The sequence below is a fragment of the Vallitalea maricola genome, from assembly GCF_036985595.1.
GTDB classification, from domain to species: domain Bacteria; phylum Bacillota; class Clostridia; order Lachnospirales; family Vallitaleaceae; genus Vallitalea; species Vallitalea maricola.
The window spans coordinates 1-318 of sequence record NZ_BTPU01000457.1 but is presented as its reverse complement, the minus strand read 5'-3'; the positions used below and the strand labels follow the sequence as shown (position 1 = coordinate 318).

1 pseudogene is annotated in these 318 nt (G+C 29.6%); it reads right to left on the bottom strand.

Annotated features, from left to right (window positions below):
• A pseudogene (locus AACQ14_RS24620) lies at window positions 1-318 on the bottom strand (patatin-like phospholipase family protein); the annotation flags it as partial.

The following is a 318-nucleotide window of genomic DNA, read 5'->3' as shown; positions in this document are numbered from 1 at the left end:
AGCGCTACAGTATTTAGCTTTATTCTCATTATCTATTTGTATAAGTGTACTAATAAAATATTCTTCTTCTTTGTCTGTATCTATATAGTAATGTCTTCCTCTTAATCCTTTAATCCTTCTAATAGCATCATAATCACTTAGATTAAGATTATAATTCGATTTGTTAGTATCAAATTCTAGTATACCACCTAGATTCTCGGACGGGGCTATTTCAAACACATTAATCTCTCTAAGGTCTGACTTTTTATCAAATCCTATACCTTTTATTTTAATGACGATTAAATTCTTATAGCCTCTATCTATCAGCATACTCATAGG